At 38.5% G+C, this 15,224-nt stretch carries 19 protein-coding genes; 13 read left to right on the top strand and 6 right to left on the bottom strand.

The features are described 5' to 3' along the window. Together NON16_RS20990 and NON16_RS20985 are read left to right on the top strand one after the other, a co-directional pair. Positions 1–292, top strand: a 292-nt coding sequence (locus NON16_RS20990) for a transposase (protein WP_257351377.1), incomplete at its 5' end; no start/stop codon positions are given. 584 nt (positions 293–876) lie between these two features. Next, positions 877–2,304: an MDR family MFS transporter gene (locus NON16_RS20985; RefSeq protein WP_257351376.1), complete on the top strand. Its 1,428-nt coding sequence runs from the start codon at positions 877–879 to the stop codon at positions 2,302–2,304. A 111-nt stretch (positions 2,305–2,415) separates the two neighbouring features. Here NON16_RS20985 and NON16_RS20980 read toward each other — a convergent pair whose 3' ends face one another. From NON16_RS20980 to NON16_RS20965, 4 genes are read right to left on the bottom strand one after another with little or no spacing between them, the layout of a single operon-like run. Beyond that, a complete protein-coding gene (locus NON16_RS20980; protein WP_257351375.1) occupies positions 2,416–2,565 on the bottom strand; it encodes a hypothetical protein in 150 nt (49 codons plus the stop codon). Positions 2,566–2,598: 33 nt separating this feature from the next. After that, entirely contained in the window at positions 2,599–2,733 is a 135-nt protein-coding gene (locus NON16_RS20975; RefSeq protein WP_257351374.1) for a hypothetical protein, read from the bottom strand. A gap of 16 nt (positions 2,734–2,749) precedes the next feature. Beyond that, the gene (locus NON16_RS20970; protein WP_257351373.1) at positions 2,750–3,043 is read right to left on the bottom strand and encodes a spore coat protein; all 294 of its coding nucleotides are present in this window, start codon (positions 3,041–3,043) and stop codon (positions 2,750–2,752) included. A 23-nt stretch (positions 3,044–3,066) separates the two neighbouring features. Next, positions 3,067–3,270 carry a hypothetical protein gene (locus tag NON16_RS20965; protein ID WP_257351372.1) on the bottom strand — a complete coding sequence of 68 codons (204 nt, stop codon included), beginning with the start codon at positions 3,268–3,270 and terminating at the stop codon, positions 3,067–3,069. A gap of 177 nt (positions 3,271–3,447) precedes the next feature. Between NON16_RS20965 and NON16_RS20960 the strand changes: the two genes are divergently transcribed. The 4 genes from NON16_RS20960 (at position 3,448) to NON16_RS20945 (ending at position 6,868) form a co-directional block, all read left to right on the top strand. Continuing rightward, the gene (locus NON16_RS20960) at positions 3,448–4,551 is read left to right on the top strand and encodes a hypothetical protein (RefSeq protein ID WP_257351371.1); all 1,104 of its coding nucleotides are present in this window, start codon (positions 3,448–3,450) and stop codon (positions 4,549–4,551) included. A gap of 102 nt (positions 4,552–4,653) precedes the next feature. Beyond that, positions 4,654–4,848, top strand: coding sequence for a CsbD family protein (locus tag NON16_RS20955; protein ID WP_257351370.1), 195 nt, complete (start codon positions 4,654–4,656; stop codon positions 4,846–4,848). Between the two features lie 434 nt (positions 4,849–5,282). Then, complete coding sequence (locus NON16_RS20950; protein ID WP_257351369.1) at positions 5,283–5,900, top strand: dienelactone hydrolase family protein; 618 nt, start codon at positions 5,283–5,285, stop codon at positions 5,898–5,900. A 128-nt stretch (positions 5,901–6,028) separates the two neighbouring features. Then, complete coding sequence (locus tag NON16_RS20945; protein WP_257351368.1) at positions 6,029–6,868, top strand: glycerophosphodiester phosphodiesterase; 840 nt, start codon at positions 6,029–6,031, stop codon at positions 6,866–6,868. 74 nt (positions 6,869–6,942) lie between these two features. Here NON16_RS20945 and NON16_RS20940 read toward each other — a convergent pair whose 3' ends face one another. Beyond that, positions 6,943–7,668 carry a MerR family transcriptional regulator gene (locus tag NON16_RS20940; protein ID WP_257351367.1) on the bottom strand — a complete coding sequence of 242 codons (726 nt, stop codon included), beginning with the start codon at positions 7,666–7,668 and terminating at the stop codon, positions 6,943–6,945. A 302-nt stretch (positions 7,669–7,970) separates the two neighbouring features. Here NON16_RS20940 and NON16_RS20935 point away from each other — a divergent pair, with 302 nt between their 5' ends. Next, positions 7,971–8,915, top strand: coding sequence for a cation diffusion facilitator family transporter (locus tag NON16_RS20935; RefSeq protein ID WP_257351366.1), 945 nt, complete (start codon positions 7,971–7,973; stop codon positions 8,913–8,915). A 360-nt stretch (positions 8,916–9,275) separates the two neighbouring features. Beyond that, positions 9,276–9,926 (top strand): type A chloramphenicol O-acetyltransferase, encoded by a 651-nt coding sequence (gene catA, locus NON16_RS20930; protein ID WP_257351365.1) that lies wholly within the window; start codon positions 9,276–9,278, stop codon positions 9,924–9,926. Between the two features lie 154 nt (positions 9,927–10,080). Here catA and NON16_RS20925 read toward each other — a convergent pair whose 3' ends face one another. Next, complete coding sequence (locus tag NON16_RS20925; protein ID WP_257351364.1) at positions 10,081–11,580, bottom strand: alkaline phosphatase PhoX; 1,500 nt, start codon at positions 11,578–11,580, stop codon at positions 10,081–10,083. A gap of 355 nt (positions 11,581–11,935) precedes the next feature. Here NON16_RS20925 and NON16_RS20920 point away from each other — a divergent pair, with 355 nt between their 5' ends. The 5 genes from NON16_RS20920 to NON16_RS20900 all read left to right on the top strand — a co-directional run bounded on the left by NON16_RS20920 (position 11,936) and on the right by NON16_RS20900 (position 15,203). Next, the gene (locus NON16_RS20920) at positions 11,936–12,316 is read left to right on the top strand and encodes a hypothetical protein (RefSeq protein ID WP_257351363.1); all 381 of its coding nucleotides are present in this window, start codon (positions 11,936–11,938) and stop codon (positions 12,314–12,316) included. Beyond that, positions 12,313–12,453 carry a hypothetical protein gene (locus tag NON16_RS20915; protein ID WP_257351362.1) on the top strand — a complete coding sequence of 47 codons (141 nt, stop codon included), beginning with the start codon at positions 12,313–12,315 and terminating at the stop codon, positions 12,451–12,453. The genes NON16_RS20920 and NON16_RS20915 overlap by 4 nt, the downstream gene beginning before the upstream one ends. Beyond that, positions 12,450–13,013 carry a signal peptidase I SipW gene (sipW, locus tag NON16_RS20910; RefSeq protein ID WP_257351361.1) on the top strand — a complete coding sequence of 188 codons (564 nt, stop codon included), beginning with the start codon at positions 12,450–12,452 and terminating at the stop codon, positions 13,011–13,013. Before NON16_RS20915 ends, sipW begins: the two co-directional genes overlap by 4 nt. Positions 13,014–13,101: 88 nt before the next feature. After that, positions 13,102–13,692, top strand: coding sequence for a CalY family protein (locus tag NON16_RS20905; RefSeq protein WP_257351360.1), 591 nt, complete (start codon positions 13,102–13,104; stop codon positions 13,690–13,692). A 584-nt stretch (positions 13,693–14,276) separates the two neighbouring features. Next, positions 14,277–15,203 (top strand): manganese-dependent inorganic pyrophosphatase, encoded by a 927-nt coding sequence (locus NON16_RS20900; protein WP_257351359.1) that lies wholly within the window; start codon positions 14,277–14,279, stop codon positions 15,201–15,203. Positions 15,204–15,224 lie beyond the last annotated feature (21 nt).

Raw genomic sequence — 15,224 nt, 5'->3', positions numbered from 1 at the left:
CTACAAAGCTCAACAGTATGGGGTTAACGTCATCACAACGGAAGAGTCGTACACGTCGAAAGCCAGTTTTTTAGATGATGATCCTATTCCTGTTTGGGATGAAGGGAAGCCTCCACCTGTATTTTCAGGAAGACGGGTGAGGCGGGGTTTGTATCGAGCATCTACGGGTGTACACGTGAATGCAGACCTCAACGGAGCAGCCAATATTTTAAAAAAGGCGATTCTCCAGTTTTTCAAAGAGCGAGCCGCTTCCCTCCGGCCGGTGAATGTGTGGCAACCCACTGTCTTCTAAAAAAGAAGTGCCAAAGGCAAGACTAATGGCATAGAGGGGCTGGGCGTAACAAGGTCGCCAATGTGTCAGCTCCACTAACGTTAAGAGTCCTTTTAGGGCGATACGTTAGAAACCCCCACTTCAAGGAAGCCCTATGGCAGAGTAAGTGGCCGGGAGTATTCATACCTTACATCTTTAATCGGGGGTGTCTTATTACTGCTATATGGATTGGCAAACTTTATCCCCCTAATACTATTAGACTTGGGACTGCTCTCTCTTCAGATAGATCATTTTGCTTTACAGTGGAGACTCCTTTTTTGGGAGCCATATTGGATGGTTGGTGGGATTTTATTTATCTTCTCTGCGATCAAGTTCAAGCAGACTAAGAAAATCAAAGCCTGATAACGTGATTTTACTAAGGATGAGCTATTGCAAGTTGAAACAAAACTAACGGAAGTAATCAGTAAACTCAGTGCTAATCCAACAGAAGATTTGGAACGGAAATTCCAAAGTTTGGTGGCTGAGCGGAATTACTTGAGAAATCAATTGAAATGATAGATTATGGATAGGTATTCTATTTATGGTTAAAAAGTTGGAGGAACAATATGGAATCTAAAATAAATACAAAAGCGATATTAATCACCTTTATGATTGGTGCATTTTTTGCAGTATTGAACGAAACGTTGCTTAATATTGCACTAACAGAGTTAATGACTGTATTTGACGTCGATGCTCCAACTGTCCAATGGTTAGCAACTGGATTTATGCTTGTTATGGGTGTTCTGATGCCTATATCTGCATTATTAATTCAATCGTTCACTACAAGACAGATGTTTATTGGTGTCATGACTGTTTTTTTAATCGGGACTATTATTGCTGCAAGTGCAGTAAACTTTCCAATGCTTTTAACTGGCCGTATGATACAAGCGGTCGGTACTGGCTTGTTAATACCTGTTATAATGACCGCTTTACTTTTACTTTATCGCCCTGAAGTTCGCGGAAAAATTATGGGTACCTTTGGCCTGGTTATCATGTTTGCTCCCGCACTTGGCCCCACTTTATCAGGGGTGATTGTTGACACTCTAGGTTGGCGTTGGTTATTCATATCCGTCATCCCTTTTGCGGTGTTTTCAATTCTATTTGCACATAAATATTTACAAAACGTCGGTGAGGTTACGCGTCCTAAAACAGATGTCCTCTCGATCGTTCTCTCTACAATAGGTATTGGAGGAATCGTTTATGGATTCAGCAGTGCAGGGGAAAGTTCAGAAGGGTTTTTATCGGTAACGATTATTTCAATTCTCTGTATCAGTTTTATCAGCCTACTGTTGTTTGTACTACGTCAATTGAAGTTAGATGAACCATTATTAGATGTACGTGTGTTTAAATATAAAAGCTATGCACGAGGGGTCAGTATTTTTGTCATTGTCATTATGGCGATGTTCGCTTCTGAAATTGTAATGCCTATGTATTTACAAGGACCATTAGGGTATTCTGCAAAGGTGGCAGGATTATTGCTTTTACCAGGAGCGTTATTGAACGGTCTGATGTCACCAACTATGGGCACATTATTCGATAAGTATGGCCCAAGGAAACTAATAATCCCTGGTACGGTTGTATTAGTAGGGGTTATGATATTCTTTAGCTATATCAACCCTTCCATTTCGATATGGTCGTTCGTTATTGTATATATCCTGTTAATGCTATCGATTTCTGCGATTATGATGCCAGCTCAAACGAATGCATTAAATGAATTACCGAAAAATTTATACGCCCATGGAACAGCGATTGCGAACACATTACAACCGGTTGCAGGTGCACTTGGCGTTTCAATCTTTGTAAGTATTATGACTCAAGGCCGCACGAGCTATTTAGAGGGGCATTCAGGTTCAATAACAGAAGAAATAATGAATGAAGCTATGACCCACGGCGTTCACCATGCTTATTGGTTTGCTTTAGGTTTAAGTATTATCGCCTTCATTATTGCGTTATTTATCCGAAAAGCCATTGCCCCTGATTTTGATCAAAACTAATAATGAGGTATTTTTAAAATTACAAAAAGGCTGACTTGACATTGTAAGTAAATGTCGGGTCGGCCTTTTGACGTTAAGTCATCGATGTTGTACTTTTGGGAAGTCTTATTACTAACTACGTGTAACTTTCTTCTGATTAACTTCTTTTTCGATTGTTTTATCCGGAAGCTCTTCAGAAAGTTCAACATCGTTTTTGATTGTTGAAGAGTGTAAATTATTATTTCTGGCAGCTTCCTCATTTAATTTTTCTTCCTTAGCCATTACTTTCTGTCCTCCTCAAATTGGTTATCCGATTTAAACTTTTTTGCTTTTCTCCGTTTTCCCTGTTTTGTTGCCGGAAGAGTATTCGTATCCAAATTTTAATCCGTTTGTTTTATCTTTATAAGGTCCTGTTTCTACTTGATATTGGCTTTTATCTTTTTGAACCATATTATCACCTCTGTATTTAGAATTTATCATCTGGGTGTAGGTTATTTTGCATTAATGCTTGAGTTTTCCCTACCTGCTCAGTGGTAGCAGTTTCTACCTTGTACCAATCTTTCTCACTCATGATTTCGAATAGATTGCTTTGATTTTGTTCAGCATTTTCAAAGCATTGCTTATAGACATTACGCAATTCCTTATGACTTGTCTCCAACAACGTGTTACTGACGCTTCTGCATCTTCCTTTTTCTAATTCTAAACAAAGCAGAAGCATTTCACGGTCCGTCAATCCACGGCCTTCCATATTGTTTGGCATAATTCAACAACACCTCCACTATTCTATTGAATGTTCATAGAGCGATTGAAATATTTTGAGAGATCCACAATTTTCATTTGATGACGTTCGGCTATATTTTCTAATTGTTCTCGAATCGTTTGATCCTGACATTGAGAGGCACACCAGTTTATCGTTTTTGCTGTAATTTCCTCTGCCCTAATTTCGTCTTCAATAAAAGCTAATTCCTTAGTCGTAAGCTGGTTCATTTTGAAATCACCCCCAGTTATAAGGTTCGACTATCCTTTGATTAGTATTGATAAGTCTTTTTATTTTTATCCAACAAAAAGTTAAACTGAATTTAAACAAAGCCATACCTTCCTTTTAACCTTCAGTGATTAGTATGAAGGAGTAAGAAAGTTTACATGAGGAAGGGTGTTCGGTTAATGAATTCTAAGACAATTGATGACAAATCTAAAATGAATGTGGATTCCACTTTTACATTGAAAGAAAGAGTCAGGATGAATTTACAGCGCTGGCCAACCTGGATTGCATATCTTGCGGTTGCTTGGTCCACTCTTTACGGGGTACTGCATCTTTACTGGTTACTTGGCGGAGCGGGGTATCCGTTCAACAATACCAGTATGGGATTGTTTGGGGCAGCAATGGTTACGTATCTCCCTGTTAAGGTCGGAGGTATGATTTTCGTTATCCTTTGTCTCCTAGGCATATTGGTTGGTGTACAAATGAAAATTAGTAAGAGAATTATTCCAAGGTGGTTTGTCCTTGCATACGCGTGGGGCATCACAGTTGTGCTGATTCTTTTCGTGCCAGATAGTAGCCTAATAGCGGCTATGGCTTATGCATTTCTGTTCAAGTTTCATTTTAATTGGATGATGATGAATCAGGTCATATGTATTTTCGGTGCGCTTTTTTGGGGTTTTGCTGCTTTAGCTTACCAACGAAATACAAGAAATGCCTGTGAAAACTGCGGAAGAGCTGAGTATGAAAAACCTTTCTTTCTCGTTCGACGGGGTAAATGGATTACCTATATTGCGGTTCTCGCCCCGATTCCATACGCAATCACTCGCTATGCTTGGGCACTAGGGATTCCTTTGGGAGTTGACCCGGGCTTCTTGCAGGATTTTTCGAGTGTTAACCCGATGCATCATATTACCGAATGGGTATTCGGATCAATATGTATAGCCGGCGGTCTCCTCACTCTAGGTTTGATCCGGAAATGGGGTGAAGTATTTCCTCTTTGGTTTCCATTAATCAGGGGTAAAAGGGTGCCAATTCTGTTAGCAGTCATTCCAGCAACATGTGTAGCCATTGCTGTAACCGCCGCTGGATTTGTCTTTACCTTCTCATTTATCGCAGTTAAGCTTCAACTTATGCCAACGGATGGTATTCTAGTGAGTCAAATCTGGGGTGCAGTGGGTCCAATGCTTCTTTGGGTTCCTTGGGGAGTGGCTTTAGGTCTTGCCACGATTTCTTACTATTATCGTCGGCGAGGTCAATGTGGTCACTGTGGTAGAGATGAAGCCTAAAGTGAATATAATTGAACACAAGGTTTCATTCCAAGAAGTGACGGGTAAGACTAAAGTTTAAGTAATTCACTATTGCTCGAACGAATGAAAGGATGGATGACAATGAATTCGAATAATAACAATGATCGTGTAAAGGGTAAGATGGAACAGGTCAAAGGCGAAACGAAAAAGACGTGGGGAAAAGCAACTAATGATGACTCGAAAGTTGCTGAAGGTGAAAGAGATAAAGACAAGGGCAAAGTTCAAGAAACAATTGGTAAAGCTAAAGATAAATTTGGTGGAAATAATAAAATATAGCGTAAAAAGGCCTTACTTACTTGCTGGCTCCTTTTAAGGGGTCAGCTTTATTAGGCTTGGCACTAGCCAGGTTTTCTTTAAAAAGCATGAGAAAATAATTTCGTTCCGTTCCTACTATCAAGTACTTATGTGAAACAAAGAATGTTTCAGATCCATTGAATATAAAATAAATCCATATATCAGCTATACGTAAAGACCAAGGCGGTTACAATTACCGTTTTGATCTTTTTTTCGTACGTTAAGAAAGTGTAAAATATTGAAGTAAGAAAAGGATTAGATTTAGAGAGGAAAAATGCTAACCTTACAAACGACTTCCTCTAGTGGAGAATCATAATTTTAGATAAAGGCGGGTTTATGTTGAAGCAACTTGAAAAGGTAAATTTGAAAGACTTAAAACGATATTAGAGGTATTGAGTAGTAATGAGGAATTCAAAATGATCACAATTGAAAACAACTCGAACAATGCAATTATCGTTATCCATGAGATTTATGGAGTTAACCAGCATATGAGATATATTTGTGAGTCAATTGGACAACAAGGTTTTGATGTAATATGTCCTAACTTATTAGACCAGGACCAACCATTTCATTACACACAAGAGAAAGAAGCTTACATTAATTATATGGAGAGTTTAAGCTTTTCAAAAACATCACGTACGATCAGAACATTAATTACAAAATTGAAAGAGAAATATGAGAAAGTCTTTATAGTTGGATTTAGTGTCGGAGCAACTCTTGCTTGGATGTGTAGTGAAGAGGGATCTCTAGATGGGGTAGTCGGGTTTTATGGTTCTCGTATTCGAAACTATGTGGATTTAACACCTCAGTGTCCGGTATTATTATTCTTTCCACAACAAGAGAAATCATTTGATGTTGCCGATTTAATAACAACACTGCAGAAAAAGGATAATGTTAACACCCGTAAGTTTGATGGACAACATGGATTTAGTGATCCTTACGCTCCAAAATATTGCGAGACATCTGCTAAATTATCGTTTAATGAAATGACCAGATTTCTACAGATTCGAAGTTGGAAGAACAGTTGTAAATAAATGAATGAGAAATTTCCTAGTTTTCCTTACCCTAATTTTACATGAGTAATATGGAAAGCACATACTGGATAAAAAATAATGTACTAAAATTATCTCCGAAGTGATCTTTACTAAAGGAGATGAAGAGAATGCAGAAAACTTTATTTCGATTAAGTGTGTTACTAGTGATGTGCTTCGCTATCGTATTATTAATTAGTCCGCTTAAAGGGGCTAAAGCAGTATCAACTGGGGAAACAAGACAAGTAGATACTGTGGCCCACCGCGGTGCATCCGGATATTCGCCAGAAAACACAATTGCCGCATTTGATAAAGCGGTAGAAATGAAGGCGGACTATATTGAGATCGACGTACAGAGAAGTAAAGATGGGAAACTGGTTATTATACATGATACGACAGTTGACAGAACGACGGATGGAACTGGCCATGTTAAAGACTTAACCTTTGAACAGCTTAGAAGTCTAGACGCCGGCAGCTGGAAAGGGAAAGAATTTTCTGGAGAAAAAATCCCTACTTTTGAAGAAGTTCTTAGCAGATATCATGGGAAATTTGGTATTTTAATCGAATTAAAAGCTCCACAGCTATACCCAGGAATTGAAGAAACCGTTGCTATGATATTAAAAGAACGAACCTTAGATAAGCCTCAGAACGAAAAAATCATCATCCAATCCTTCAATTTCGAATCAATGGAAAAAATGAATACTCTCCTTCCAAAAGTGCCAATAGGAGTACTTACATCCTCGAAGACCCATACAACCGATCAAGCATTAAATGAATTTGCCACATATGCTGATTATTTCAACCCAAACTACAAAATTGTTAATAAAGAATTAGTGAGTAAGGTGCATGCACACGGATTGAAAATATCCGCATGGACAGTTCGTAGCCAAGAGACAGCTGATTTTCTATTAGAAATGGATGTAGACGCAATAATTAGTGATTATCCTGATTACGTAGATCCAAGAAATTAACGATTATTTGCCGCTTGAAAAATTTATATATAACAGAAGACCGAGCGTAGAAAAATACGCTCGGTCTTTTTACCTTACATGTTTTCGGATGCCTTCTTGATATATTTATAAAGGTCACCGTCCATGCCATATTGTAGGGCATTATCGGGGTTTTCTGAATAATATTTTTCTGCTGCTTTTGTGATTTCAGGATCTCCACCAGTAGTTTTGCTGACCAGTTCATTCCATCTTTTGGCCAGTTTTACGACCTCTGGGTTACCTGGTGACGTCCCTTTTTCTATTTCCACACGAAATTCTCCCGTTATTTCAGCCCATTCTTTTTCATATTGTTTTCTTTCTTCTTGGGTGAATTGTTCACCACGTTTTTTAATTTCATCAATTTGTTCTTTTGTAAAATATTCATTCATATTGATCACCTCAATTAATTTAATAAATTGTTCTGCTGTAACATCTTGCTGAGTGCTAAGCAAATCATAGATGTCTGATAAACGACTCTGCAATTGTTCCTGTATTCGGATATGCTCATTCAAACGATCTAACTGCATGCGGATCACTTCATCTGCTCTGAAACTTGGACTTCCAATCATCCTTTTGATTTCTTCAAGTGCAAAGCCGAGTTGCTTTAATGAAATGATTTTTTGAAGTTCGGCAATATCTGATTCAGTGTAGATACGATGACCCACACTCGAATGCTGAGAAGGAGAAAACAGTCCGATGTTATCGTAATGATGGAGTGTCCGTACCGTTAGTCCAGTCTGTTTAGCTAGTTCTCCTATTTTCCAGTTTTTCTTAATGATCATCCCCTCATTTCGCGCGAATTATTTTACCGGTAACTTAACTATATAACCTGACGTCACGTTAGGAGCAAGGCATTGGGGGAAAAATATAAAATTTTCTTTGCATCGATGTAATTTCCAGTTCCACAGACGTGCATGATTTTGATAATTATTATCATTTACGAGTTAGGTCATCCCCTAAATAAGGCATGTATAGTAATTATCATTCTCAATTAGGGATAAATTTCTCACTTAAGTTTGACTTTACCTGTTCATTCTGGTATAAATATTATATAATAATTATTTTAAATAAGGGAGTGGATGATTTGAAAAGATACGATTATCATCACCTCAACCATAGCAAAGAGCAACAAACATCAAAGAAAACATTGTGGATTACATTAATGCTCACCTTGTTTTTTACAATCGTAGAGATAGTGGGAGGTTTATTGTCCCATTCACTAGCTCTATTATCCGATTCAGCTCATATGATTTCTGATGTGGTTGCTTTAGGTTTAAGTATGGTGGCTATTTATATGGCCACACGACATCCCAATAAGAAATACACGTTTGGCCAACTACGCTTTGAGATTATTGCTTCTTTTTTAAATGGCCTAGCACTTGCTGTGATTGCGGTTGGTATTTTCATTGAAGGGATCAATCGGATGATTCATCCGCAGGACGTCAATCTGCAATTGATGTTAATCATCGCTTCAATCGGCTTGATCGTGAACATTATACTGACGTATGTGTTGAGCAGAAGTATGAAGGAAGAGGAGAACTTAAATATTAAAAGCGCTCTCTGGCATTTTATCGGGGACCTACTAAGTTCCGTCGGTATTATTGTATCAGCCGTACTCATTTATTTTACGGGGTATTTTATTTTTGATCCAATCATTAGCATGGTGATCGGAGGTATCATATTCCTTGGAGGATCAAGGATTATCCGTGAGTCCTACCTCATATTGATGGAATCAGTGCCAGAAAAATTTGACCTTGATTCCATTCGTCAGGATATAAACAAGGTAGAGGGTGTAGAGGATGTTCATGAAATGCATTTATGGGCGATATCTACAGAGCACTACTCGTTAACCGCCCATGTTTTTATCCGAGAAGGGATTCAATCATTTACCGTTATTAAGGCAATCGATCAGTTATTAAAAGATAAATATAGTATCGAACATTCGACGATTCAAGTTGAACATCCAGCAATACACGATCATGGAGAATATGGGGAACAATTTTTGCTGCAGAATAGTCTTACGAACTAGGTGTTCTATGAAAAAACTCCTTATCTGGTAAAAGGTTGTTTGTGGAACAGGCTACTTTCTTCAACAATCGGTTAAGGCTTATTGAGCTAAAAGGCAGCTTAGTTTAACAGGTAATGTGTTAATATATATAAGTTGTGAAAGTTTCTATTTAGACTACATGTGTTTATTTTACACGTTAAGAAAGTATAAAAATACTTTCTATAGTATAAGCGCAACTAAGGCTCAGCCGGCGCCAAAGGCTTGGCTTTACCAAGTTTTCTTTAGATGCTAAAGGAAGACCTATTATGAGGTGAGGATATTGGTGAAAACAGACAAATAGCCTCCTAAAATTAAAAAACACAATTTTAGGAGGCTATTAAAATGAAGTTTAATTTAATTGATAGAAAAAGCTGGGATAGAAAACCATATTTTGAGCATTATCTAAATCAAAAGTGTACATTCAGCATAACAGCAAATGTAGAAATTACAACGTTATTAAAAGAGCTTCGTAACAATGGGATGAAACTATACCCAGCCTTTATTTATATGGTCAGCAAAACAGTCAATTCTCGTGTGGAATTCAGAACCTGCTTTAACGATGAGGGTGATCTAGGATATTGGGATAAAATGATACCGAGTTTTACAATCTTTCATAGTGATGACAAATCATTCTCAAGCATCTGGACTGAGTTTTCTAATGAATTTAGTGAATTTTATATAAATTATCAAGATGATATCAAGCAATACGGTGATGTTAAGGGATTTTTTGTAAAAGAAAACGTACCAAAAAACGTTTTTCCTATATCCAGTATTCCATGGGTTAGTTTTACTGGTTTTAACCTTAATATAAATAATGATGGAAACTTTTTATTACCCATTGTTACAGGGGGGAAATACTTTAATCAAGAAGGTAAAACGTTAATGCCTATCTCATTACAAGTACATCATGCTGTTTGCGATGGTTACCACGCTAGTAAATTTATTGAAGAATTACAACTTCTAGCTGAAAATTGTTATAATTGGCTCCGTTAAAATGAGCAAATAAGTGTGTCGTGTCGTTAAGGAGTTGTCCAGACTTTAATGCAAGGCGATAAGCAGTTTTGAGTTTATAACGATAATTGAAAAAGGAGTGGCTCAAAAGGGTGTTTTCCTTTTAGGTCACTCCTCTTAAAATGGTTTACGTACTTTACTTTAACGGTACTCCGTGTCGTAAGAAGGCAGCTGCTTCTAAATCAGAAATACCGCTTTCTCTAGCGATTTGTGACATTTCCGCTGAGATTCGAGGTGCGAAATGCTTCGGAGGTGCAGCGTGTCCCATTTGACGTTGGCGTCCAGGGCGTCGACCAGGGAATGGTCCCCAAATTGCAAATGTAAGACCAGGTGATTGGATATTAAGGAAGAACGTTTGCCCGTCTGGTGAGAATGTTGGTCCGCAGAACTCAGATCCATTAAGATGGTTATTAGCAAACTCGTATACTTCCCCATCTGGAGTAATGCCCATTACACGGTTACCATTGCCTCCATCTTCAGCAAATAAAAGGTCTCCCCATGGTGTAATTACGATGTTATCCGGACTTTCCATTTTATTCGCTTCAGTACCTTCGTAAAATAGCTCGAGTGTTTCAGTCGCAGGAGTATAACGATAAATTTGTCCTAGACGTTTTTCGCCACCCGCCGTATCGTCAAACCAAAACACACCGCCAGCAAAAGATGCCCCTTCTAAACGATTGAAGCGAACGCATCCTTTTTCAAGTGCATCGTCATGAGGATCTTCTTTGTTGACGTCTTTCCAAACAACCCCGAATTTTTGTCCTGGATTCATGAAGTCTGCATCCGGATTTGTTTTTTCCTCAATCGCCAATGCCTGAAGCTCTCCGCCCCTTTGTAAAGCACCTGGACGTGGAGTTCTATCATTTGGAATATATCGGTACAGGAAGCTTGAACGCTCATCATTAGCAGGATCGTTAGGGTCGATACTACCGCGAAAATCATCTTCAGTTAAGTAAACAATTCCGGTTGCCGGATCTATGGCTGTCGCTTCATGTGAGAAGAATCCCATATCGCGAATTGGCGTTTTGGACAATTTGTTCTCTGGTTCATTTGGCATAACTTCGAATACATAACCGTGTCCGTCCGTGCGCGTTTCTTCACATGTTAGCCAAGTCCCCCATGGAGTTGCTCCACCTGCACAGTTTTGCATCGAACCAGACGACGTTACATATTCAGCAAATTTTTTCCGATCAGGTCCGAGAACGAGAGCTGCAGTCCCACCGGGGGCGTGGCGGTTGTATGGATTTTTACCTTGGACTGCAGATTCAGAACCACTTAATTCATGGTTTCTTACTAAAATTGTCGTATGACCTGGTCCTTGGAAAGCAGCCATACCGTCAAAATCCGCTGGGATAGGTGCACCATTCGTCATTTTCTTTCCTTCTTCAGAAATAACACGGTATTGGAACCCTTTAGGAAGGTCAATCAAACCACCAGGGTCTTTAACGAGTGGACCAAAACCAGTGAATGGATTACCACGCATCGGTTTCGTTCTGTTCGGGTTAGCCAATACTTTGGTTGGATCTGCTGAAAGTAATCCTGCTGAACCTAGAGTTAACGCAACTGTACTGATCCCGCTTAATTTGATGAAATCCTTTCTCTTCATACGACTCCGCCCATTACTACTGTTATCCAATTGGGTAATTCCTCCTTTATACTTTCAATCTAGTAATTACTCTAGCAAATGAATATAAATTCAATGTTGTCAAATTGTAAATCTTTTTATGGCGGATAATGTCCGGTCTTGTGTTAATAGATCTTTTTTATAAGTCAAAATTGAAATTCAATGAAGTTTGTCGCATGTACTTTTTACTAAAAATAGTAATGTTATAGTAAATTATTACTCTATATGGAGAGTTCTACTAGAGGCTTTAATAGATAAATTGTAATAAATTTCGATATTTTCCTACCATTTACACCATCTTTACTCTTATTTCATGTCCTCTTAATAACGATTCACTATTATTTGGTTGTGCGAGGAATGAAGTGGGGTGAGGATAATTAGGACAAGAACAAAGCTGAAATGTTATAAATTCGCCTTTAGGGATTTGCTCCTTTTAAAACTATTGGCGTCAGCATTCTTATTCTTTTTAACTATTAGCGAATTAACGGAGCCAACAGCTGCTTATTTTAGTGATACCGATAAAGGCGTTGCCGTAATAAAAGTGGGTACATGGGAAATTACATCTGAAAAGGAACAGAGAGGCGAGAAGCCTAAAGCTACTAGAAAAGATAAATCATCTGAAAAAAGTGAACTGAAGCCAGGTTCTACACAGGAACAATTCACGCAAGAAAGTGTCTCTAATAATAACAACAATCATGATGATCCTACAGAGAAAATACACCTAAAGATGAAATGCAAGAGAACATGAATGGACAACCGGTTAACAATGGTGAGCGAGAGGATTCGGGAACTGATAAAACCAAAGATGTTGATGTTATGAAAAAGGTTACAGATCCCAATCATGGTGGAAAAGCAATAAGTCAGACGGATGGTGATCAGAAATGAAATCTGTAAAAATAATAGGTAATCTGGTTTCGACAATTTTGTTTTTTACATTACTAATTATGGCCATTGTCGTCATTTCCTCGAGAGTAACTGGTGGTGAGCCAAATGTATTCGGTTATCAATTGAAAACGGTGTTATCTGGTTCGATGGAACCCGTAATTCAAACAGGTTCTATTATTGCTGTTAAACCAGGAGGAGATATGACTAGATTTGAAAAAGGCGATGTCATCACATTTACCGATAAAGAAGACCGCTTAATCACTCACCGTATTGTTAATGTAAAAGGAAGCGACGAACAGCTCCACTATATAACAAAAGGTGATCATAACGATGGTCCAGATCGGGAGCCTGTATTGCCACAAAACGTAACTGCCGAATACAAAGGTTTCACGATTCCTTATGTTGGCTACTTGTTCAATTTTGCAGACTCAAAATCCGGTGGTGCACTTCTGTTAATCATTCCAGGGTTGTTGCTTATCGGGTATTCGATTTTCGCAGTATGGAAGGTCATCTCAGAAATGGATACTAGGAAGAAACGCGAAACGACAAGCGTTGATTAACAAAACGGGGTTGTTACCCACAAGTGTGGGATCAATAAATGGGTTTTCACCTAATAAAGGTGCAGTAAAAAAGAGGAGGAATAAAAGGATGGGTTTAAAGAAAACGCTTGTAATGGGAGTAGCCTCAGCGTCATTGGGATTGTCACTTGTAGGTGGTGGAACGTATGCGTATTTCAGCGATACGGCAGAAACAACCAACACTTTTGCGGCAGGCACATTAGATTTGTCTGTTGACCCAACAACGATTATCGATGTTGAGAACATCAAGCCTGGTGATACATTTACTCGTGAATTTAAGCTTGGGAACAATGGTTCGCTAGATATTAAACAAGTATTGTTGGAAACAGCATATACCGTAACTGACGTAAAGGGCGACAATAACGAAGCCAACTTTGGAGAACATATTGAAGTAGAATTCTTGTACAACATTGATAATATAGATGAAGTGATTTATAAAACAACGTTAGCTGAACTTCAAGGCATGAGTCCAGAAGCGGTTGATCAGCATGTTTTCTATCCGTGGTTAGGGGAGAAGGGTCTTCCGGCTGGTTCCGTCCATGATTTTACTGTTAAATTCAAATTCATTGATAACGGTGAAGACCAAAATGTTTTCCAAGGTGATTCTGTACAGCTTGAGTGGACCTTTGAAGGTAGACAAACAGATGGTGAAGAAAAGTAACCGTTAGATTAACTTCAAAAATACGAAAAACACGCGGGTCTCAGCTGAACCTACGTGTTTTTTGCTTGCACGTTAAGAAAGTATAAAAATACTTTCTATAGTATAAGCGCAGCTAAGGCCCACCCGACGCCAAAGGCTTGGCTGAGCCAAGTTTTCTTTACACGTTAAGAAAGTATAAAAAATACTTTCTATAGTATAAGCGCAACTAAGGCGATCGCCTGCGCTAAAGCTTGGCGCTAGCCAAGTTTTCTTTATTACTAGATTTCAGCAGCCTAAAATTATCAAAAAGTTAAATATGTTCGGTTCGGATTAAAGTGGAAACTCCAATAATAAGTAGCATTCATTTTTCGATTGATAAAGGGAGAAATTGACCACTAAAATAGTGTATAATCTGTTATAGAGGTTGTTCAAAAAGTCCGGTAAAAATAGCTGTCGAATTTCTTCGTTGTTCGATCTCTCCGGTCCTCACGTATTAGTAGCATACGTTCTGGTCCTCGAGATTTTCACGCCTCGAACTTCTTGGCTCTTTTTGTCCTCCTTTTTGAACACGCACTTATAGGAAAAATTCTTAGGAGGTACTTAATTTGGCTAATACATTAATTTTCGGGCATAAAAATCCTGATACTGATACGATTTCTTCTGCTATTGTGTATTCTTACTTGAAAAATAAACTTGGGTTGGACACTGAGCCTGTACGCTTAGGCAACATAAATGAGGAAACTCAATACGTATTGGATTATTTTAATATCGAGGCACCGCGTCTTGTCACAAACGTAGCGGAAGAAGTAAGTGAAGTGATATTGGTTGATCATAATGAACATCAACAAAGTGCAGATGGCATTGATAAGGTAAAAGTACTTGAGGTAATTGATCATCATCGTATCGCAAACTTTGAAACGGCAGACCCTCTATACTATAGAGCCGAGCCAGTAGGTTGTACGGCTACGATTTTGAACAAGCTTTTTAAAGAACATGGGGTAGAGATTCCGAGGGAAATGGCGGGACTCATGCTTTCGGCAATTATTTCGGATACATTATTATTTAAATCGCCTACTTGTACGAATGAAGATGTTCAAGCAGCGAACGAATTAGGTGAAATTGCTCAAATGAGCATTGAAGAGTATGGCTTAAACATGCTCCGGGCTGGTGCGGACCTTAGTGGAAAAACAATGAAAGAGCTCATTTCACTGGATTCCAAAGAGTTTGCATTGGGCGATAGTAAGGTTGAGGTTGCTCAAGTGAATACAGTCGATGTGAATGATGTGCTCCAGCATCAAGAAGAACTAACAACTGAAATTACAAGTGTGGTAGCCGAGAAACAATTAGACCTGTTTGTATTGGTTGTAACTGATATATTAAATAATGACTCCACTGTCTTACCAGTTGGACATGCTTCAAGTGCCGTAGAGCAAGCTTTTGGAGTGAAGTTGACCGATCAAACAGCGGTATTAAAAGGTGTCGTTTCACGTAAAAAACAAATTGTCCCTTTCTTAACAAAAGCATTGTCCTAAGTAATATATATTAAAAGACTA

The organism is Pseudalkalibacillus decolorationis (assembly GCF_024609785.1).
In the GTDB taxonomy this organism is placed as follows: Bacteria; Bacillota; Bacilli; order Bacillales; family Fictibacillaceae; genus Pseudalkalibacillus; species Pseudalkalibacillus decolorationis.
Note: the sequence above shows the minus strand (reverse complement) of the source record. Positions and strands in the feature narration are given on the sequence as shown.

Bases quoted from the DNA above. Each gene is read 5' to 3' on its own strand.
- NON16_RS20985 (WP_257351376.1), top strand. From the start codon at position 877: ATGGAATCTAAAATAAATACAAAAGCGATATTAATCACCTTTATGATT.
- NON16_RS20980 (WP_257351375.1), bottom strand. From the start codon at position 2,565: ATGGCTAAGGAAGAAAAATTAAATGAGGAAGCTGCCAGAAATAATAAT.
- NON16_RS20975 (WP_257351374.1), bottom strand. From the start codon at position 2,733: ATGGTTCAAAAAGATAAAAGCCAATATCAAGTAGAAACAGGACCTTAT.
- NON16_RS20970 (WP_257351373.1), bottom strand. From the start codon at position 3,043: ATGCCAAACAATATGGAAGGCCGTGGATTGACGGACCGTGAAATGCTT.
- NON16_RS20965 (WP_257351372.1), bottom strand. From the start codon at position 3,270: ATGAACCAGCTTACGACTAAGGAATTAGCTTTTATTGAAGACGAAATT.
- NON16_RS20960 (WP_257351371.1), top strand. From the start codon at position 3,448: ATGAATTCTAAGACAATTGATGACAAATCTAAAATGAATGTGGATTCC.
- NON16_RS20955 (WP_257351370.1), top strand. From the start codon at position 4,654: ATGAATTCGAATAATAACAATGATCGTGTAAAGGGTAAGATGGAACAG.
- NON16_RS20950 (WP_257351369.1), top strand. From the start codon at position 5,283: ATGATCACAATTGAAAACAACTCGAACAATGCAATTATCGTTATCCAT.
- NON16_RS20945 (WP_257351368.1), top strand. From the start codon at position 6,029: ATGCAGAAAACTTTATTTCGATTAAGTGTGTTACTAGTGATGTGCTTC.
- NON16_RS20940 (WP_257351367.1), bottom strand. From the start codon at position 7,668: ATGATCATTAAGAAAAACTGGAAAATAGGAGAACTAGCTAAACAGACT.
- catA (WP_257351365.1), top strand. From the start codon at position 9,276: ATGAAGTTTAATTTAATTGATAGAAAAAGCTGGGATAGAAAACCATAT.
- NON16_RS20915 (WP_257351362.1), top strand. From the start codon at position 12,313: ATGAATGGACAACCGGTTAACAATGGTGAGCGAGAGGATTCGGGAACT.
- sipW (WP_257351361.1), top strand. From the start codon at position 12,450: ATGAAATCTGTAAAAATAATAGGTAATCTGGTTTCGACAATTTTGTTT.
- NON16_RS20905 (WP_257351360.1), top strand. From the start codon at position 13,102: ATGGGTTTAAAGAAAACGCTTGTAATGGGAGTAGCCTCAGCGTCATTG.